Origin of the sequence: Streptomyces huiliensis, assembly GCF_020037025.1 — a bacterium.
Lineage (GTDB): Bacteria > Actinomycetota > Actinomycetes > Streptomycetales > Streptomycetaceae > Streptomyces > Streptomyces huiliensis.
The window spans coordinates 1-18832 of sequence record NZ_JAIQLH010000008.1; the positions used below are offsets into that span (position 1 = coordinate 1).

Sequence of the window (18832 nt, forward strand, 5' to 3'; positions counted from 1 at the left end):
CGGGCCCGGCGGCGCCGCACCAGGCCGCCCCGGCCGCTCCGGCGCAGCCCTACCGGGAGCCCGAGCCGCCGCCGGTCGCGCTCGAGGACGACATGCCCGCCGAGGACGACCCCGACCTCGACGACACCGCCCTCACCGGCCACGACCTGATCGTCCGCGAACTCGGTGCGACGGTGATCGAGGAGATCGCCAACGAGTAGCGGCGGGGCGGGCCGGAAGGGCGGGCTGGGAAAGGGGGGGCCGGTTGTCCGCCGGTCGCCCCCGGGTCCGGCTGGGCATGGTCGCCCCGGTCCGTCCGGGCATGCCCACCGCCGGGTACGCACTCGCCGTACCTCCCGAGCCTGAGTGCGCCCCGCCCCCCCGCCCCGGAATACGGCCCGCGGCGCCTCCTCGCTCCCCTCCCGCGCCCCGGTGACCCTCTGGCCCCAAGGCGCCTCTCAGCGCCCCACAGCGCCCCACAGCGCCGCTCGCGCCGTGAACCCACCGCCGGGCCGCCCTCCCCGGACTTCTTGCCCTCGCATGGCGCGCCGCGCCCGACGAACACGTAGGCTCGGGCTACCGACCCCGCGTCGGACCGCGCGACGCCCAGCCGTGCCGCACGGCGCGCCGTCGTACCCGTAGTCGCGAGAGCACAGGAGCGAAGCCGTGATCCCCGGTGGTGGCCAGCCCAACATGCAGCAGCTGCTTCAGCAGGCTCAGAAGATGCAGCAGGACCTCGCCGCAGCCCAGCAGGAGCTGGCGGAGACCCCCGTCGAGGGTTCGGCCGGCGGCGGCCTCGTGAAGGTGACCGTCAGCGGCGCCGGCGAGCTCCAGGGGCTGGTCATCGACCCGAAGGCCGTCGACCCCGAGGACACCGAGACCCTCGCCGACCTGATCCTCGCCGCCGTCCGCGACGCCAACAACGCCGCCCAGCAGCTCCAGCAGCAGAAGCTCGGTCCGCTCGCCCAGGGTCTCGGCGGCGGCATCCCCGGGCTGCCGTTCTGACACCGGCCACGACCGGGGCGGACCCCGACCCGGCCCCGACTCGTCCCTGAGCCGGCACCGAGCCGACCCTGATCCGGTCGCGTCGACCGGCCCTGACAGGCCCCGACCGGCTCCGGCTCACGGGCCGCACCGGAAAGCCCCACCCGAGAAGGAGAACCCGATCCGTGTACGAAGGCGTGGTCCAGGACCTCATCGACGAGCTGGGCAGGCTGCCCGGCATCGGTCCGAAGAGCGCGCAGCGGATCGCCTTCCACATCCTCCAGGCCGAGCCGACCGACGTCCGTCGGCTCGCCCACGCCCTCACCGAGGTGAAGGCGAAGGTCCGGTTCTGCGCCGTCTGCGGCAACGTGGCGCAGGAGGAGCGGTGCCGGGTCTGCCAGGACCCGCGCCGGGACCCGGCCGTCATCTGCGTCGTGGAGGAGCCCAAGGACGTCGTCGCCATCGAGCGGACGCGTGAGTTCCGCGGCCGCTACCACGTCCTCGGCGGGGCCATCAGCCCCATCGAGGGCGTCGGCCCCGACGATCTGCGTATCCGCGAGCTGCTGGCCCGGCTCGCGGACGGTGCTGTCACCGAGCTGATCCTCGCCACCGACCCCAACCTCGAGGGCGAGGCCACGGCCACGTACCTGGCGCGCATGGTGAAGCCGATGGGGCTCAAAGTCACCCGGCTCGCCAGTGGGCTGCCTGTGGGCGGAGACTTGGAATATGCCGACGAGGTCACGCTCGGGCGTGCCTTCGAAGGGAGACGACTTCTCGATGTCTGACGCAACGCTTCACGACGCCAAGCGCGAACCGGACGACTTCGTCGTCTCCGTCGCCGACTCGATCGAGAGCTTCATCGTCGCCGTCACCGAGGTGTCCCGCGGTGACGAACCGGACAGCGCCGTTCCGTTCCTGCTGCTGGAGATCTCCCAGCTCATCCTCACGGGCGGCCGGCTCGGCGCGCACGAGGACTTCCTGCCCGACGAGCGCTACGAGCCCGACGTGGGCCCGGAGCCGGACGTCGACGAGCTGCGCGAGCGGTTCGCCACGCTCCTCGACCCGGTCGACGTCTACTCCGAGGTCTTCGACCCGTACGTGCCGCGCAGCGAGCCCGTCGCCTGCCGGATTTCCGACGATCTCGCCGACATCATCACCGACCTGCGGCACGGCATGGCCCACTACCGGAACGGCCGCGTCAGCGAAGCCCTGTGGTGGTGGCAGTTCTCGTACCTCTCCAACTGGGGTCCCACCGCTTCCGCCTGCCTCCGGGCCCTCCAGTCCCTCGTCGCCCACGTCCGTCTCGACCAGCCCCTCGACGAACTCGACGGACTGGACACGGACGCCGTCGGCACGGAGGAGCAGTTGGAGGAGGAGGCCGGACGGGTCATGGCCGCGGAAATCGGCGGAACGGCCGCTCGGCTCCGCTCGCTCTGACGGGCGGTGGGTGACGGGCGGTGGGTGACGCGCGGCGGGTGTCGGGCGGCGAGGCGGCGGGCGGTGGTCAGCGGTCATCAGTCGTCGGGTAGCCATTCCGCTGCCCTCGCCGATTTCACGGCGGAATCAGGCCGGTTGAAGACCGATTGAAGGCCGATGGAAAGGCCGGTTGAAGGCCGATGGAAAGGCCGGTTGAAGGCCGGTTGAAGGCCGGTTGAAGAATCGCGTCTCCGCATGAGTACCCGCCGCAAGAACTCCCGTTTTCCCGTAAGGGGCGCCCCGGAGTTCCCGTAAGGGGCTTGCCGGGGCTTTCCCACGCCCCTTACGGGCTCCCCTGAACCCACGTCGGGGGATGGCCGACGACGTCTCAGCATGCGGCTCCCCGAGGGCTCGATCCCGCCGCTCGTTAGACTGAGCCGACCGCATTACACAGAGCTGCGAGGAGCGCACGTGGGCCTTGTCGTGCAGAAGTACGGAGGCTCCTCCGTTGCCGATGCCGAAGGCATCAAGCGGGTCGCCAAGCGAATCGTGGAAGCCAAGAAGAACGGCCACCAGGTCGTCGTCGTGGTTTCCGCGATGGGTGACACGACGGATGAGCTGATCGACCTCGCCGAGCAGGTATCGCCGATCCCTGCCGGGCGAGAGTTCGACATGCTGCTGACCGCCGGAGAGCGGATCTCCATGGCGCTGCTGGCCATGGCGATCAAAACGCTCGGCCACGAGGCGCAGTCGTTCACGGGCAGCCAGGCCGGCGTCATCACGGACTCGGTCCACAACAAGGCGCGCATCATCGATGTCACGCCTGGGCGCATCAAGCAGTCGGTTGACGCGGGCAACATCGCGATCGTGGCCGGCTTCCAGGGTGTGTCCCAGGACAAGAAGGACATCACGACGCTGGGTCGGGGCGGTTCGGACACCACCGCCGTCGCCCTCGCCGCCGCGCTGGACGCCGAGGTCTGCGAGATCTACACGGACGTCGACGGCGTGTTCACCGCCGACCCGCGCGTGGTGAAGAAGGCGCGCAAGATCGAGTGGATCTCGTTCGAGGACATGCTGGAGCTGGCGAGCTCCGGTTCCAAGGTGCTGCTGCACCGCTGCGTCGAGTACGCGCGCCGTTACAACATCCCGATCCATGTGCGGTCGTCCTTCTCGGGGCTCAAGGGCACATGGGTGAGCAACGAGCCTCCAGGAGGTCAGCCGGTGGAGCAGGCGATCATCTCGGGTGTCGCGCACGACACGTCCGAGGCGAAGGTCACGGTCGTCGGGGTGCCCGACAAGCCGGGCGAGGCCGCGACGATCTTCCGTGCCATCGCGGACGCCGAGATCAACATCGACATGGTGGTGCAGAACGTCTCGGCGGCGTCCACCGGTCTCACGGACATCTCCTTCACCCTGCCGAAGGCCGAGGGCCGCAAGGCGATCGAGGCGCTGGAGAAGACCAAGGGCCGCGTCGGCTTCGAGCACCTGCGGTACGACGACCAGATCGCCAAGATCTCGCTGGTCGGCGCGGGTATGAAGACCAACCCGGGGGTCACTGCGGCCTTCTTCGAGGCGCTGTCCAACGCGGGCGTGAACATCGAGCTCATCTCGACCTCCGAGATCCGCATCTCGGTCGTCACGCGCGCCGACGACGTGAACGAGGCCGTCCGCGCCGTCCACACCGCGTTCGGCCTGGACAGTGACACGGACGAGGCGGTCGTGTACGGCGGCACCGGGCGCTGACCCGCTTCCGGTTCCTCCGGTTCCGCTCCCGCGCGCGCTCCCGATCCCGGGGCCGGTTCGCCGGCCCCGGCGTCGCCCCGGTGTCGTCCTGCCGTCGTCCTGCCGTCGGGCACTCCGCCCGTCGGGCCAACCGATCGGCGGAGCAGGCGAGATGGTGCTTGGCGGCGTCCGCTGCCGGTCGCATCGAGGTGTGAACTCTCCCGTCGCCGGGGAGGGTTCGCCCAGGCGGTTCGCGGCGGCGACGGGGATCCGGCTCCGGTGGACGCGACCGGTGGCACCGAGTCCGCATCCCGCCGCCCTCGGATCACCGAACTCGTGGCGGCGGGGACGGGTGCTCGGCAATACTGGGGAACGTGTGAAGGTTCTGTGATCAAGTCATTGGTCCGGGCCCCTTGAACTGCGCGGACGTTCCGTTCGCGCGGGCGCTTCCCGTCGCGCGCGCTTCACGCCGCCCCTGACCGGCGGCGGTACGGGAGCGGCGCCAGGCCCGGCCGTCCGGCGGAGGCCTGCTTGCCGTCTTCGCTCAAGGAGGCCGGGGATCAGGGCGTTTCGCGGCATGAGGAAGGGCTGGTACGCATGGCGGCACACGGCGCGGCGGTCCGTGACACGTCGGCGGCCGGGGCGCTGAGCGCGTACAACCCTGGTGGGGGGAAGCGTGTCCAACAGGCGTGGCAGAGGTCATCAGCATCGCAACGGTCCCGAGGCGCGGAAGCGTCGCCGCGCGCTCGCGTACGCGTGCTGCGGGCGGTATGCCGGTGATCGCCCCCTGGTCTCCCACTCCGGCCACTTCCGCCACTCCGGACACCCAGGGCACTCCGGACGCGTCACCCGCCTCCGGCTCGAGCCCGGGCCCCGCCGACTCCACTGCCCCGGTTTCCCCGTCGGAGCGGACCACGGCACGCATCCCGGCCCAGCCCACCCGGGGCCAGGCCATCGACGCGCGGAGCGTCGGGGAGCGTCAGGAAGCGACGCGGCAAGCCCTGGCGCCCAGCGCTGACACGCCGATGGCCGTCGGCACCACCGTCGATCACCTCACCGAGACCTACCGGGCGCACTACCGGTCGCTGCTGGGTCTGGCCGCCCTGCTCCTGGACGACACCGCCTCCTGCGAGGACGTCGTGCAGGAAGCTTTCATCCGCGTGCACTCCGCCCGCAACCGGGTCCGCGACCCGGAAAAGACCCTGGCCTACCTGCGGCAGACTGTCGTCAACCTGTCCCGCTCCGCGCTGCGCCGCCGCATCCTGGGTCTCAAGCTGCTCTCCAAGCCGATGCCCGACATGGCGAGCGCCGAGGAGGGGGCGTACGAACAGCTGGAGCGAGACCAATTGATCAAGGCGATGCGCGGCCTGCAGCGCCGGCAGCGCGAGGTGCTCGTCCTGCGGTACTTCGCCGACATGACCGAGGCCCAGGTGGCCGACGTGCTGGGCCTCTCGCTCGGCTCGGTCAAGGCGTACGGCTCACGGGGCATCGCCGCGCTCCGTGTCGCCATGGAGGCTCCGGCATGAACCACCGCAACCCGGGCGACAGCCGCTTCGGCCACCGCCGCGGCAACCGATGGACGTCCTCCCCGAACGATCCGACGTCCACCCACCCCGGGCAGCCGCCCGCCGAACCGCCGCACCCGGGCGAACAGCACCCGAACGAGCAGCACGTGAACGAACACTCCCCCAACGAACAATCCCGTGCCGGGCAGCCTCTCGACGAGCAGCCCCTCGACGAGCAGGCGCTGCGCCGGATGTTGCAGGGCGCCGTGGAGAACCTCGAGCCCGCCGACGACGCGCTGGAGCACCTGCGCCGCGCCGTGCCCGCCCGGCGTACCCGCCGGCGCCAGGCGCTGGGCGGCGCGGTGGCGGCCGTGGTGCTCATCGGGGCGGCGGTGCCGGCTCTGATGCACGTCGCCGATACCGTCGGCGTCGGCGGCTCCGACGACCGTCCCGCCAACGCCGCCAACAGCCACCGGCACGCCGAGGAGACGGTCGGCGACGAGGGCCACCGCGGCGGTACCGCCGACCCCGCCCGGCCCGGTGGTGGCGACACGGCCGCCCGTGGCGAACACCGTGTCGAACAGCCGAGCGGCGACTCTGACGCCCCGCGGACGAGCCGGGAACCGAGCCGCCCCCGCGACAGCGTCGGCAGCGCCTCCCCGACGCCCGGTGTCACGCTCAGCGCCGCCGCCCCGACCTGCGACCGCGATCAGCTCGGCAAGGGCTCCGGTTCGGTCGGCGCCGCCGATGCCGCGGGCCGGGTCTACGGCGCGTTCCGCATCGTCAACGTCTCGCGGGCCTCGTGCGCGGTGACCGGCCCCGGGGAGCTGGTCGCCCAGACCGGAGGCGGCTCCCAGAAGGCACGCGTCTCGGTCGTCGACCACACCACCGGCGACCCGGCGGCCGGTCTCCCCGACCCGGAGCACGCCCCCAGTGCGGTGGTGCTCCGGCCCGGGCAGGCGTACGTGGTGAAGTTCGCCTGGGTCCCGACCGGGGACGGCGGAGCGTCGGGTTGTACCAAGACCGGCGGCAGCACCACCCCGCCCCCCGCAGCCGGCGCTCCCACCGGAACCGGCGGCGGCCGGGTCGCCGAAGCCCCCGCCGTCTCCCCGTCACCCTCCTCACCCGCCGTCGTGCCGCCCGCGACGCCCGCCCCTCCAGCGCCGACGGGCAGCGTCACCCTCACCAACACCCCGGTGGCCGGGGAGCCGGCCGCGGCGGAGGCCCGGATACCCGACGCGTGCGCCGGGACCGTCTACCACACGGGCCCCCTGCCGGCCGCCGCCCCGACCGCGTAGCCGCGAGCCGGCCTCCGCGAGCCGGCCTCCGCGGGGGCGGCCCGAACCTCAGGGCCGCCTGCCGTCACGCTCCGCGTTCCCCGTACCGTGTGGGGTGTGTACCGGTTCCTGCTGACTCCTCGCTGGTGGGGGATCAACGTCTTCGCCGTGCTGGCCATCCCCTTCTGCCTGTTCATGGGCAGCTGGCAGCTCGGCCGCTTCGAGACCCGCGTCGACTCGCACCACGAACAGCAGACCCAGGCCGACGAGGCGCGCCGTGCCGCCGCCACGCCGTTGCGCGACCTGCTGCCGGTGACGACGGAGACCTCGGGCCGCAAGGCCAGTGCCACCGGCCGCTACGACACCGGCCACCAGCTGCTCGTGCCCGACCGCGACCTCGACGAACGCAAGGGCTTCTACGTCCTGACGCCGTTGCGCACCGACGACGGCAAGGCGCTGCCCGTGGTCCGGGGCTGGGTACCCGGCGACGCCGGCTCGAAGGCGGACACGGCCAAGGTGCCGGCCCCGCCGCCCGGCCGGGTCACCGTCGCCGGCGCCCTCCAGTCGTCGGAGAGCGCGACGTCGAAGGGCGTGCGCACCGGCGGTCTGCCCACCGGCCAGCTGGGCGTGATCAGCGCCGCCTCATTGGTCAACCTCCTCCCGTATCAGGTCCATGACGCCTGGATCACGGCGACGGACGCGCCCGCCCCCCTGACCCCGGTGCCGCCGGCTGCCCCGCCCAACACCGGCCTGGACCTCAAGGCGTTCCAGAACCTCGGGTACACCGGTGAGTGGTTCGTCTTCGTCGGCTTCGTGCTCTTCATGTGGTTCCGGCTGTTCCGGCGCGAGGCCGAGGCCGAGCGGGACGCGCGACTGGGCCTCGCCCCGGACCCGGGACCGCTCGCCGCGGCAGCCCGGGCTACCGCTCACGGAACGGCCGACCAAACCAGCACGGCCGATCAGACTCCCGCGGCCGACCAGACCCCTGCGGCCGACCAGTCCTCTGCGGCCGGTTAGGGCCCAGCAGGCGGTCAGGGCCCCGCTTCCGAACAGCCGGACCCCGCCCCCGTGCCGGGCGTCACCCCGTAGCCGGGCGTCACGCCGTAGCGGGACTCCGGTGCTCCGGGCTGTCGTCACGAAGCTCGCGAAGCCCCAGATGACGCTCCGCGAAAGCGATCTCCAGCCGGAGCTGCTTGATCCGCTCCCCCACGACCAGTGAGCCGTGGCCGGCGTCGTACCGGTACACCTCGTGCGGGTGGCCGCGCTCCTCCAGCCGCCGCACGTAGTTCTCCACCTGGCGTATCGGGCAGCGGGGGTCGTTCACCCCGGCCGAGATGTAAACCGGCGCCCGGACGGCGTCCACGTAGGTGAGGGGCGACGAGGCGGCGAAGCGCTCCGGCACCTCTTCGGGGGTACCGCCCAGCAGCGTGCGGTCGAGAGCCTTCAGGGCCTCCATCTCGTCGTGGTACGCCGTGACGTAGTCCGCGACGGGGACGGCGGCGATCCCCACGGTCCAGGCGCCGGGCTGCGTGCCCACCCCCAGCAGCGTCAGGTACCCGCCCCACGAGCCGCCCGACAGCACCAGCTTCTCCGGATCGGCCAGCCCGGAGGCGACCACGTGCTCGCGGACGGCCGCGATGTCCTCCAGCTCGATCAGCCCGACGCGGTGCTTGAGCGCGTCCGTCCACGCCCGGCCGTAGCCGGTGGAGCCGCGGTAGTTCACCCGGACGACCGCGAAGCCGTGGTCCACCCAGGCCGCCGGGCCCGCGGCGAAGGCGTCGCTGTCGTGCCAGGTCGGACCGCCGTGGATCTCGAAGACCGTCGGGAAGGGGCCGTCACCCGCGGGCTTCTGCACCAGGGCGTGCACCTTGCCGCCGGGCCCGTCCACCCAGATGTCCTCCACCGGGACCGACTCGGGAGCCCGGATCACCCCGTCCGTCCCGGAGGGCGCCTCCAGCACCACGTGCCCCGCCGTCGAGCGGACCACGGGGGGCATCTCCGCCGAGGACCAGAGGAACTCCACCGACCCATCGGGACGCGCCATGGCGCTGGACACCGTGCCCGAGGGGGTGTCGAGGCGGCTCAGAGAGCCGTCCGCCAGGTCGTAGCGCCACAGCTCGCTGCGCGCGTGGTGGTTGTGCTCGACGAGCAGGGCGGAACCGTCGGGGTACCAGTCGGCGCTCAGGTCGCCCGGGAGGTCGAGGGATATCACGGTCTCCTCCCCGGTGACCGCGTCCCAGAGCAGGGGCTCCCACCGGCCGCGCCGCTGGTGCCCGAGGAGCAGCCGGGAGTCGCCGGGGACGGGGGAGAAGCCCGTCACCGACAGCCCGAGTTCCTGGGTGCCGCCCTGGGTGTCGTCCAGCTCGGCCGCGGTCGTGCCGTCCAGCCGGAGGATCCGGACCGCCGAGTGCATGGCGTCGCCGTGCTCGGTGTGCTCGACCGCGATCAGGGTGCTGTCGTGGGAGAGTCCGGCGACCACGGCCGACTCGTCGTGCCGGTAGATCTCCACCGGCTCGGAGCCCGGCCGGGCCACGTGGACCGACGAACCGGACTTGTCGGTGGACCGGCCGATCACCACCGTGCCGTCCCGGCCCAGGGCCAGCCCGCTCGGGTAGGAGGGTTCCAGGCCGGGCACCGCCGGCTCGTCCGCGCCACCGTGGAAGGGCTGCCGCATCCAGACGCCGAACTCGTCGCCGTCCGTGTCCGAGAACCACCAGATCCACTCGCCGTCCGGCGTCAGTATCCCGCCCGTGGTGCCGTTGGGGCGGTCCGTCACCTGCCGCCGCTCACCGCTCGCCCGGTCCCACGCGTACACCTCGTAGGTGCCCGTCGCGTTGGACGTGAACAGCGAACGGTCCGGCGCCTCTTCCGCCCATCCGGGCAGCCCCGTGCGGGGCGCCCGGAAGCGCTTCTCCCAGTCGGGCATGGACTCGTCGCCCCGCAGGGCCCCGTTGCTCTCAGTCATGACCCCATTCTGCGCCGAACCGCCGACATCCGGTCCGGCCGGCGCCGAGTCTGTGGACAACCACCCGCTTGTGGATAACTCCATAACCCCGACGGGTGGTTGTCGGCCCGGTCCGGCCGTTTGTGGGGCTGTTCGCCGCCCGCTGTCAGTGGCGCGACTCATAGTGGGGACATGTACGAGACACCGGAGGACATGACGGCTCTCCAGCACCTGCTCGACGACAGCTATGCCGGTGCGGGTCCTCATCTGCGAAGAATCATCGGTGAGGAGCGCCGGCTGGACGCGGCCGGAGTCGTGGCCGCCCTCGACGGCATCAACATCATGGCGCTGGCCACGGCCGGTGTCTCGGGCGACCCCCGGGTCGGTCCCGTCGACGGACACTTCTACCGGGGCCGCTTCCACTTCGGATCCGGCCCGGATTCGGTGCGCGTCCGCCACATCCGCGGCCGCCCGGCGGTCAGCGCCACCGTCTTCGACGGCCAACGGATGCAGATCACCGTGCACGGCAAGGCCGTTCGGGTCTCACCGGCGGAGGACCCGGCCCTGGAGAGCTGCCTGATCGAACTGCATGGGAAGGCGTTGTGGGACGAATGGCTCAAGGATGTGGCATGGGCCCGCATCGATCCCGAGAAGATGTTCACCTTCCACAACCCGGGGCCGTTCAGCCGACGCGCTCGGCCCAGCCCTCCGGAAGGTCCCCGGGGGCGACGGAGATGACCGAGTCGTCGTCCGCCCCGACGTACTCGGAGAACGTGATCCGGGCGAACTCCGGGACGACGTAGATCGGGTAGGTCGGTCCGGCGTCGCGGTAGGCGCGCATCTCGTCCAGGTGGTCGTTCTGGAAGCACACCGTCCGCTCGCCGTGCTGCCGGATCCAGTCGGGGAAGAAGATCACGCCGTGCAGACGGCGCTTGCCCGGCATGATGTTCACGGAGACCGAGGTGCCGGTGGGTTCGGTCCAGGACACCTTGTAGCTGTCCTCGTCGAGCTGTACGAGATCGACTTCCTGGTCCTTGACCCAGCGGCCGCCGACGTGACCGCTGTGGATGCGGTAGTCGATGGTGCGGTCGTTCTTCACGTACATCTCGTACTGCCAGCCGTTGGCGTAGGTGTAGACGAACCGGTGGCCGACGATTCCGGAGAGGTCCTGCGCCGGGATGAGGTCGCTGAGCGTACCCATGATCTACCTCCAAGGAGTGCGAAGTGGACACTTCATTTTGCAACAAAACTTGTTTGATGCAAAAAGAACTCACCGGCACAATGGAGTCATGGACACCGCGACAGAGTTCGGACGGCTGCTCGGCCCCCTGCGCCGCGCCGTGCTGCGCACCCGACGTTCGGAAGGGCTCCCCGACCTCCCGGAAGCACAGATCGAGCTGCTGCGCGTGCTCGCCGAGACCGGCGGCGTCACCCCGCGCGAGGCCGCCGCGCGCCTGCGCGCGGCGCCTTCCACCATCAGCAACCTCGTCCGCACCATGTCCGCCGCGGAGCTGGTCGAGCGCACCCCGTCCGCCACCGACCTGCGCACGGTCCAGCTGTCCGCCACCCCGCGCGCCCTCGACATGCTGGACCGCTACGACCGGACCAGCACCGCCGCCCTGCGCCGAGCTCTCGACGCCCTGCCCCCGGCCGGCCGTCAGGCCATCGACGAGGCCCTGCCCGCCCTGGCGGACCTGCTGATCACCCTGGAGCGGCAGGACGCGACCGACCGCCGCCGCGCCTGACGACCCGCCGGTCCTGACGTCCCGCGTCCCGACGATCCGCCTCCTGCCGACTGGCCGCTCCCGACGACCCGCCCGGACGGGCGGGACGCCGGGACGTCAAGCGCCGCCGACCAGCCCGGAACGGTAGGCGTAGCGAACGGCCTGAGCGCGATCGCGTGCGCCGGTCTTCGCGAAGACGCGGTTGATGTGCGTCTTGACCGTGGCACGGCTGAGGAAGAGGCGTTCGCTGATCTCGGTGTTGGACAAGCCTTCCGCGATCAGTGTGAGGATCTCCGTCTCCCGGGCGGTCAGCAGCTCCGACGGAGGTGGGGGCGTTCCCTCCGCCCCCTGAGGCGCAGAAGACGACTGAAGCGGCCGCGGTGCCCCGCCCGTCTGATCCATCCGCGGCACGGCGCCCGGCGGCCCCTGCGGGGGACCGCTCGGGCCGGGCCCGGCCGAGGGCAGCGAATCCGCGGAGGTGACGACCGCGATCAGACGTTCCTGGACCACCGGATCCATCCAGATCCGGCCCTCACGCACGGCCCGGATCGCTCGTTCGATCTCGTCCGCGCCCGCGTCCTTGGTGAGGTACCCCTTCGCCCCGGCCCGCAGGGCGGGGAAGACCGACGAGTCGTCCGCGTAGGTCGTCAGCACGAGCACGGCGATACCCGGGGCCTGTTCGCGGAGCGTCCGGGTCGCGGCGAGGCCGTCCGTCCCCGGCATCGCCAGGTCCATCAGCACGACGTCCGGCCGGTGCTCGTGAGCAAGGGCCACGGCCTCCGCGCCGTCGGCCGCTCCGCCCACGACCTCCATGCCCTCGTTCAGTCCGATCAGGAGCATCAGACCTTCGCGGGTGACGCGTTGGTCGTCGGCGACCAGCACCCTGATCGGAGCCACGGAATCGTTCACGCCGGTATCTCCATCTCCACGGTCCACCCCTCCCCGGCGGGCCCCGCGTGGGTGCGGCCGCCGACACGTTCGATGCGCTCGCGCATGCCCCGCAGACCGTTCCCGCCGCCGGTCCACGCCTCGGCGGGCGGCGCGGGAACTCCGTCGACGCCCCCGTCGACTCCCGCTCCCGCGGACCGGCCCTGGTCCGAGACGGTCAGCGTGGTGGCCTCCGGCGTGTAGCGCAGCACGACGGCGGTGGGCGAACCGGGGGCGTACCGGGCGGCGTTGGTCAACGCCTCCTGTGCTCCGCGGTAGAGCGCGAGGTTCGCTTCCGGCGCCAGCGCCCGGGGGTGCCCGGCGACCGACAGCGTGATGGGCAGCGCGAGGTCGCGGCGGCACCGGCCCACCAGGGCGGTGAGCTGATCGGCCACAGGCGCCTCGTCCCCGCGCAGGGCGGCGACGGCCTGCCGTGCGTCGGAGAGCCCCTCGCGGGTCAGTTCACCGCTGCGAACGATCAGTTGGTGCAGGGTCGGGTCGACCTGGCCCCGCTCGGCGAGCTTGCGGGCCCCTTCGAGCTGCACGGCGAGCGCGGACAGGGACTGCGCGAGGACGTCGTGCAACTCCCGGGCGATACGGGTGCGCTCGGCGACCGCGGCGGCCCGCGTCTGGGCCTCCCGCGAGTCCTCCAGCTCGGCGAGCAGCAGTTCGGCCTGGTCGTGCCGCAGCCGGGCCTGGCGGGCGAACATGCAGACGGCGCCGAGCACCGCGCACAGCAGAGCGCCGGCCGCCCCCGCCTGAAACGGGTTGCCCGACGTGCTGACGTACGCGCTGACGGCGGTGATCCCCGCGGTCAGCGGCACCGCCGGCACGACGGCGAGCCCGGGCCGCAGACGCGAGAAGAGCAGCGCGACGGCGGTGGAGACGGGGACGATCATCAGGGAACCAGGCTGGAGGAAGGCCAGGACGCTGCCGCCGGCCCCCAGGACCAGCGCCAGTCCGACGGTGACCGCCTCCGGCTTCCCGCGACGGGTCAGCGCCGCGACGGCCAGGGACGCCACGCAGGCGGTCAACGCCAGACTGACCGCGAGACGTTCACCGGTGAGGCCCGGACGGGGCCGGCCCTGCGCCACGGACAGAGTGGTGAAAACCAGGATCACCCAGAGCGCCAGGTGCATTCGGGCGCCCTGCCGCAAGGCGCGTACAGCCGCGCGCGACCGGGCCTCCGCGACCCTCGGACTGTCCCCCGCACGACCGCCGGGCGGCGTCGAACTCATGTCGGACAGCATAGGCGCGGCCGGGCCCGCGAAGCGCGAGCCCAGCCTCTGACGTGCGACGTTCACGCAGTCACCGAGTGGTTCGCGGTCGTGGAGGAGGACAGCCGGTAACCCCGGTACCGGATCACCACCAGTCGGGCCACCGCCTCGGAGAGCGCCATCAGGACGAAGGCCGCCACCCATGCCTGGGCCGAGGTGATCTCGTGCGTCCGGCTGAAGCCGGCTATGGCGTCGCCCGCGCCGTGCTCGTCGGCGAAGACGAAGCCCATCCGGAACGCCATGCCGAAGACCCAGAACGCCGCGGCGGCCGGCCCCGCCTTGGCGTACACCCCGTCGGCCCCGCGCCAGAGCCGCGTCGTGAGCCCGCAGAACACCCCCAGCACCACCCCCGCGCCGGCCAGCACCAGCTCCAGCACGAGATCGTTCCCGGCCGTCGGCACCTCGCGCAGGTAGTACACGGCGGTGGCACTGACCAGCACGACCGGCAGCACCAGGTTGGACAGGCTCAGACGGCTGCCGCGGGCCTGCCGCACGACGAGGAGGACGAGGATCGCGTTGACGATGTAATCGGTGGTGTTCACAGGAATAAGCCTGCTCGGATCGGCCTTCCCGATCGTCGGCCCCCGGGTTGACCACCGGGTGGAACCCGGGCGGAGACCCATCTCAACCCACGGGTTGACGCGCCCCCGGCACCCACGCTGAAGCTGGCCCACGATGCTCAACCTCAAGTGATCCGCATCACAACCCCACCCTCGCCCCGTCCGGTGACCGCTGACGGAAGACACGAAAAAGCCGGAGCCCCGATCCACTCTGTGGATCAGGGCTCCGGCCTGTGCAACCAAGTCGGGGTGGCGGGATTTGAACCCACGACCTCTTCGTCCCGAACGAAGCGCGCTGCCAAGCTGCGCTACACCCCGCTGCAACGAGCTCTACTTTAGCGGACGGGAGCCGGGAGACGAAATCCGGTTCTCGGGGAGGTGCAGGTGGGGGGTGGAGGGGAGCCGAGGGGGCCGCCGCTGTGCTGCGAGGCGGGCGGCCCCGGACCCGGGCCGGCGCGGGGTGCGGTCAGGCGTCGCGCGGGGTGAGGGTGAGGAGGGTGGCCTCGGGGGGGCAGGCGAAGCGGACGGGGGTGTAGCGGTTGGTGCCGCAGCCCGCCGAGACGTGGAGGTACGAGCGGTGCCCGCCCGCGCGGTGGGCGGAGAGGCCCTTGACCCGGTCGGGGTCGATGTCGCAGTTGGTGACCAGCGCCCCGTAGAAGGGGATGCAGAGCTGGCCGCCGTGCGTGTGACCGGCGAGGATCAAGGGGTAGCCGTCGGCCGTGAAGGCGTCGAGAACGCGCAGGTAGGGAGCGTGGACGACGGCGAGGGAGAAGTCGGCGTCCTGGACCGGACCGCCTTGGACGGCGTCGTACCGGTCGCGCTTGATGTGCGGGTCGTCGAGCCCGGTGAGCGCGATCTCGTTGCTGCCGATCTTCAGGTGACCCCGGGTGTTGGTGAGGTTGACCCAGCCGGCCTTGTCGAAGGCGTCCCGCAGTCCCTCCCAGGGGTTGTGGATCACGCCGACGGCCGGCGCGTTGCCGTTGAGGCCGTGCCGTCCGCTGGCCCGCTCGAAGAGGTAGCGGGCAGGGTTCCGCAGCTTGGGCCCGTAGTAGTCGTTCGAGCCGAAGACGTAGGCGCCGGGGAACTGCATCAGCGGGCCCAGCGCGTCCAGGGTCTCGGGAACGCCCTCCGGGTCGGAGAGGTTGTCCCCGGTGTTGATCACGAAGTCGGGGCGCAGCCCGGCGAGGGACTGCAGCCAGCGCTGCTTCTTGCGCTGCCCGCTCACCATGTGGATGTCCGAGACCTGCAGCACCCGCAGCGGCCGCATACCGGGCGGCAGGACGGGTACGGTCACCCGCCGCAGCCGGAAGGAGCGGACTTCGAAGCCGGCGGCGTAGGCGATGCCCGCCGCGCCGACTGCTGTGATTCCCAGGGGTACTGCGTATCGCGCGCGCATACGGCCATGGTCGCAGACGGCGGGGGCCGGCCGTGCCACGGGCCCGGTGGCGAGGGGGAGTTGTGGGGCCCGGGCGGCCGCGGGGGCCGGGGGCGTCGGCCGGGGGTGTCGTTAATACGGGGCGCGGGCGGGGGTGGGATGCGAAGATTGCGGCATGACCACGCTCAAGGCAAAGCTCCAGGACGACCTCACGGCCGCCATCAAGGCGCGCGACGAGCTGCGCTCCGCCACGCTCCGTCTCACCCTCTCGGCCATCGGTTACGAGGAGACCGCGGGCAAGCAGGCCCGTGAGCTCTCCGACGACGAGGTCCTGAAGGTGATCACGCGCGAGGCGAAGAAGCGCCGGGAGGCCGCGGACGCGTTCGCGAAGGGTGGCCGTGCAGACTCCGCCGAGCGGGAGCGGGCGGAGGGCGAGGTACTCGCCGGCTACCTCCCGCAGCAGCTGTCGGACGAGGAGCTCACCGCGCTCGTCGCCGAGGCCGTGGCCGAGGCGAAGGCCGGCGGGGCCGAGGGGCCGAAGGCCATGGGCGCCGTGATGAAGGTCGTCAAGCCCAAGGTCGGCAACCGCGCCGAGGGCGGCCGGGTCTCCGCCGAGGTCAAGCGGCAGCTTTCGTAAACGCGGGAGCGAGAAGGAGTAAACAAGGAGGGGCCTGCCGGACCGCGAGCGCGGTCCGGCAGGCCCCTCCTTGTTTCAGTGCCCGCGGCCGGGCTTCCCGTTCTTCCCCGTCTTCCCGGGCTTGTTGCCCTTCCGCCCGGAGCCGCCGCCCTTCTTGCCCTTCTCCTTCTTGTCGGAGTCACCGGTGTCGATGCCGGGCACCATGTCGAAGGTCGGCGCGGACCTGTCTTCCAGGGCGCCGTTCATGGCGTCCCGCCAGATCGGGCCCGGGGTGTCACCGCCGTAGACCTGGGCGTGGTAGACGCCGCCGATGGTGATGTCCTCCATCGAGACCTGGGTCTCGCCCGCTCCGCCGACCCAGACGGCCCCGGCCATGTTGGGGGTGTAGCCGACGAACCACGCCGCCTTGCGGCCGTCCGTCGTACCGGTCTTGCCCGCGCTGTCGCGGCCGCCGAGGCCGGCCTCCTTGCCCGTGCCGTCCTCGACGACGCCCTTCAGCAGGGTGCTGATCGTCTGGGCGGTCTCCTCGGACATGGCCCGGGAGCAGTTCGACTTCGGCACGTTCAGCGGCTTGCCGTTCGGGCCGAGCGCGGAGGAGACGACGACCGGCGTGCAGTAGGTGCCGCGGTTGGCGAAGGCCGCATAGGCGGAGGCCATGCTCAGCGGGGACATCGGCTGGGAGCCCAGCGCGATCGACGGGACGGCCTCGAACTTCCTGCCGTCGGCCCGCTTGAGGCCGAGCTTCTCGGTCATCTTCTGCACCGGGCAGAGCCCGATGTCACCGAGCAACTGGACGAAGTAGGTGTTGACCGACTTCGCCGTCGCCTCCGCCATGCCGTACGGGCCGGCCTCGCTCTTGTTCTCGTTGGTGAGCGACTCGCCGCCGTTCTTCCAGGAGGTGCCGCAGGTCTCCACCTCGTCCGGGTAGGACATCGAGAACGGGGAGGAGTACGACTGGTTGGCCGACTTGCCCTCCTCCAGGGCGGCGGCCGCGATGATCGGCTTGAAGGTCGAGCCGGGCTGGAAGCCGGTGGACCCGCCCTGGGAGAAGTTGGTCGACAGGTTGATCTGGGTCTGGTTCTTGCCGAAGCCGTACGGCTTCGACTGGCCCATGCCGAGCACCTTGCCCGACCCCGGCTCCACGATCGAGATCGCCGTGGCCACCGTGTCGCTCTGGTAGACGTGCTCGCTGATCGACTTCTGCACCGACTTCTGCGTCTGCGGGTCGAGGGTGGTGCGGATCGTCATCCCGCCCTCGTTCCACCGCTTGGCGCGGGCCTCCTTCGTCTTGCCGAAGGCGGGGTCCTGGAGGAAGGTCTGGCGGACGTAGTCGCAGAAGAATCCGGCGCCGTTGACGGCGGTGATGCAGCCGCTCTTGGGGCGGCTGACGTTGAGCTTGATCGGCTTGGCCTTCTCGGCGGCCAGCTGCGCGGGGGTGATGTTCTTCAGGTCGGCCATCCGCTGGAGGACCAGGTTCCGCCGCTTCGCGGCTTCCTTCGGCGCGTTGACCGGGTCGAAACGGCTGGGCGACTGGACGATGCCGGCCAGCAGCGCCGACTCGCCGAGGGTGAGGTCCTTGGCGTGCTTGCTGAAGTAGCGCTGGGAGGCAGCCTCGACGCCGTACGCCTGCTGCCCGAAGAAGGTGATGTTCAGGTAGTTGGCGAGGATGCGCTGCTTGCCCAGCTCCTTCTCGACCTGGATGGCGTACTTCAGCTCCTTGACCTTGCGGCCGATGGTCTGCTGCGTGGCGACGGCGACCTTGTCCGGGTCGTCGCCGGCCTCCTCGATGAAGACGTTCTTGACGTACTGCTGGGTGAGGGTGGACGCGCCCTCCGAGACCCCGCCGCTCTGCGCGTTGCGGTTGAGGGCGCGGAGCACGCCCTTGAGGTCGACCGCGCCGTGCTCGTAGAAGCGCGCGTCCTCGATGGCCACGATCGCCTTCTGCATGTACGGGGAGATCCGGCTCAGCGGGACGACCGTGCGGTCGCGGGAGTAGACCTTGGCTATCTCCCCGCCTTCGGAGTCGAGGATGATCGTGCGCTGGCTCAGCGGGGGCGTCTTGAGGTTGGCGGGGAGTTCGTCGAACCCTTCCACCGTCCCCTTGGCCGCCAGCCCGAACGCGCCGACGGCCGGCAGGGCCAGACCGGCCAGCAGAACTCCGGAGAGGACGCTGACGCCGAGGAACTTGGCGGCCTGCTGGGCCCCCGAAGAGGCCCCCCCGCCCGAGCGCTTCATAGCCATGAAGGAAAGCCTACGTTCTCATTCGGCGGACAGACGCCCGTGTGTTCGCCTACGCTGTTTTACGCCAGCCACTGCGGCTTCTTCAGCATCACCCGTGCCTTCACTCCTGTAGGTGATGAGGTGTGTCCGTATTGCCGCATGTGTTGCTGACTGTCCTGTGCGAGAAGAGTGAAGTGTCCCTGTCTGCACAGGAATGTCACTGATGTCGTCAGGTCACTCCGTTGGGTGATCTGCCGCGTACGCATAGTCCGTTCGGGCCATTCA

The 18832-nt window shown here is 71.3% G+C and carries 18 protein-coding genes and 1 tRNA gene; 11 read left to right on the forward strand and 8 right to left on the reverse strand.

Features of this window, described 5'->3' with window-relative positions; all coding sequences use genetic code 11:
• The 8 genes from JNW98_RS02110 to JNW98_RS02145 form a co-directional block, all read left to right on the forward strand.
• On the forward strand, window positions 1–200 hold a 200-nt coding region (locus JNW98_RS02110), incomplete at its 5' end, for a hypothetical protein (RefSeq protein WP_223766307.1).
• 445 nt (window positions 201–645) lie between these two features.
• Window positions 646–984 carry a YbaB/EbfC family nucleoid-associated protein gene (locus tag JNW98_RS02115; protein ID WP_004939552.1) on the forward strand — a complete coding sequence of 113 codons (339 nt, stop codon included), beginning with the start codon at window positions 646–648 and terminating at the stop codon, window positions 982–984.
• Window positions 985–1148: 164 nt separating this feature from the next.
• The gene (recR, locus tag JNW98_RS02120; protein WP_171166601.1) at window positions 1149–1748 is read left to right on the forward strand and encodes a recombination mediator RecR; all 600 of its coding nucleotides are present in this window, start codon (window positions 1149–1151) and stop codon (window positions 1746–1748) included.
• Window positions 1741–2400 carry a DUF5063 domain-containing protein gene (locus JNW98_RS02125; protein WP_223766308.1) on the forward strand — a complete coding sequence of 220 codons (660 nt, stop codon included), beginning with the start codon at window positions 1741–1743 and terminating at the stop codon, window positions 2398–2400. Before recR ends, JNW98_RS02125 begins: the two co-directional genes overlap by 8 nt.
• A gap of 450 nt (window positions 2401–2850) precedes the next feature.
• Entirely contained in the window at window positions 2851–4122 is a 1272-nt protein-coding gene (locus tag JNW98_RS02130) for an aspartate kinase (protein WP_223766309.1), read from the forward strand.
• Window positions 4123–4790: 668 nt separating this feature from the next.
• Window positions 4791–5627: a SigE family RNA polymerase sigma factor gene (locus JNW98_RS36800; protein WP_372459141.1), complete on the forward strand. Its 837-nt coding sequence runs from the start codon at window positions 4791–4793 to the stop codon at window positions 5625–5627.
• Window positions 5624–6904, forward strand: a complete 1281-nt coding sequence (locus tag JNW98_RS02140) for a DUF4232 domain-containing protein (RefSeq protein ID WP_223766310.1) — start codon at window positions 5624–5626, stop codon at window positions 6902–6904. Before JNW98_RS36800 ends, JNW98_RS02140 begins: the two co-directional genes overlap by 4 nt.
• 96 nt (window positions 6905–7000) lie before the next feature.
• Complete coding sequence (locus tag JNW98_RS02145) at window positions 7001–7900, forward strand: SURF1 family protein (protein WP_223766311.1); 900 nt, start codon at window positions 7001–7003, stop codon at window positions 7898–7900.
• Window positions 7901–7979: 79 nt separating this feature from the next.
• Here the strand turns inward: JNW98_RS02145 and JNW98_RS02150 are convergent, their stop codons facing one another.
• The gene (locus JNW98_RS02150) at window positions 7980–9809 is read right to left on the reverse strand and encodes a S9 family peptidase (protein WP_223766416.1); all 1830 of its coding nucleotides are present in this window, start codon (window positions 9807–9809) and stop codon (window positions 7980–7982) included.
• 210 nt (window positions 9810–10019) lie between these two features.
• Here JNW98_RS02150 and JNW98_RS02155 point away from each other — a divergent pair, with 210 nt between their 5' ends.
• Complete coding sequence (locus JNW98_RS02155; protein WP_223766312.1) at window positions 10020–10565, forward strand: pyridoxamine 5'-phosphate oxidase family protein; 546 nt, start codon at window positions 10020–10022, stop codon at window positions 10563–10565.
• Here the strand turns inward: JNW98_RS02155 and JNW98_RS02160 are convergent.
• On the reverse strand, window positions 10510–11028 hold the full coding sequence (locus JNW98_RS02160; RefSeq protein WP_223766313.1) for a phenolic acid decarboxylase: 519 nt from the start codon (window positions 11026–11028) through the stop codon (window positions 10510–10512). The two genes, JNW98_RS02155 and JNW98_RS02160, sit on opposite strands and share 56 nt — an antisense overlap.
• 88 nt (window positions 11029–11116) lie before the next feature.
• Between JNW98_RS02160 and JNW98_RS02165 the strand changes: the two genes are divergently transcribed.
• Window positions 11117–11572, forward strand: coding sequence for a MarR family winged helix-turn-helix transcriptional regulator (locus JNW98_RS02165; RefSeq protein WP_223766314.1), 456 nt, complete (start codon window positions 11117–11119; stop codon window positions 11570–11572).
• Between the two features lie 96 nt (window positions 11573–11668).
• Here the strand turns inward: JNW98_RS02165 and JNW98_RS02170 are convergent, their stop codons facing one another.
• From JNW98_RS02170 to JNW98_RS02190, 5 genes are all read right to left on the reverse strand, one after another.
• A complete protein-coding gene (locus JNW98_RS02170; RefSeq protein ID WP_223766315.1) occupies window positions 11669–12460 on the reverse strand; it encodes a response regulator transcription factor in 792 nt (263 codons plus the stop codon).
• On the reverse strand, window positions 12457–13617 hold the full coding sequence (locus JNW98_RS02175; protein ID WP_223766316.1) for a sensor histidine kinase: 1161 nt from the start codon (window positions 13615–13617) through the stop codon (window positions 12457–12459). The genes JNW98_RS02170 and JNW98_RS02175 overlap by 4 nt, the downstream gene beginning before the upstream one ends.
• A 161-nt stretch (window positions 13618–13778) precedes the next feature.
• A complete protein-coding gene (locus JNW98_RS02180) occupies window positions 13779–14297 on the reverse strand; it encodes a hypothetical protein (RefSeq protein WP_223766317.1) in 519 nt (172 codons plus the stop codon).
• 262 nt (window positions 14298–14559) lie between these two features.
• A tRNA-Pro gene (locus tag JNW98_RS02185) sits at window positions 14560–14633 on the reverse strand.
• A gap of 148 nt (window positions 14634–14781) precedes the next feature.
• A complete protein-coding gene (locus tag JNW98_RS02190; protein ID WP_223766318.1) occupies window positions 14782–15711 on the reverse strand; it encodes a metallophosphoesterase in 930 nt (309 codons plus the stop codon).
• A gap of 154 nt (window positions 15712–15865) precedes the next feature.
• On the opposite strand from JNW98_RS02190, the gene JNW98_RS02195 reads away from it, so the two are divergent.
• The gene (locus JNW98_RS02195) at window positions 15866–16327 is read left to right on the forward strand and encodes a GatB/YqeY domain-containing protein (RefSeq protein WP_223766319.1); all 462 of its coding nucleotides are present in this window, start codon (window positions 15866–15868) and stop codon (window positions 16325–16327) included.
• A 75-nt stretch (window positions 16328–16402) separates the two neighbouring features.
• Here the strand turns inward: JNW98_RS02195 and JNW98_RS02200 are convergent, their stop codons facing one another.
• On the reverse strand, window positions 16403–18568 hold the full coding sequence (locus tag JNW98_RS02200; RefSeq protein WP_223766320.1) for a transglycosylase domain-containing protein: 2166 nt from the start codon (window positions 18566–18568) through the stop codon (window positions 16403–16405).
• Between the last annotated feature and the right edge of the window lie 264 nt (window positions 18569–18832).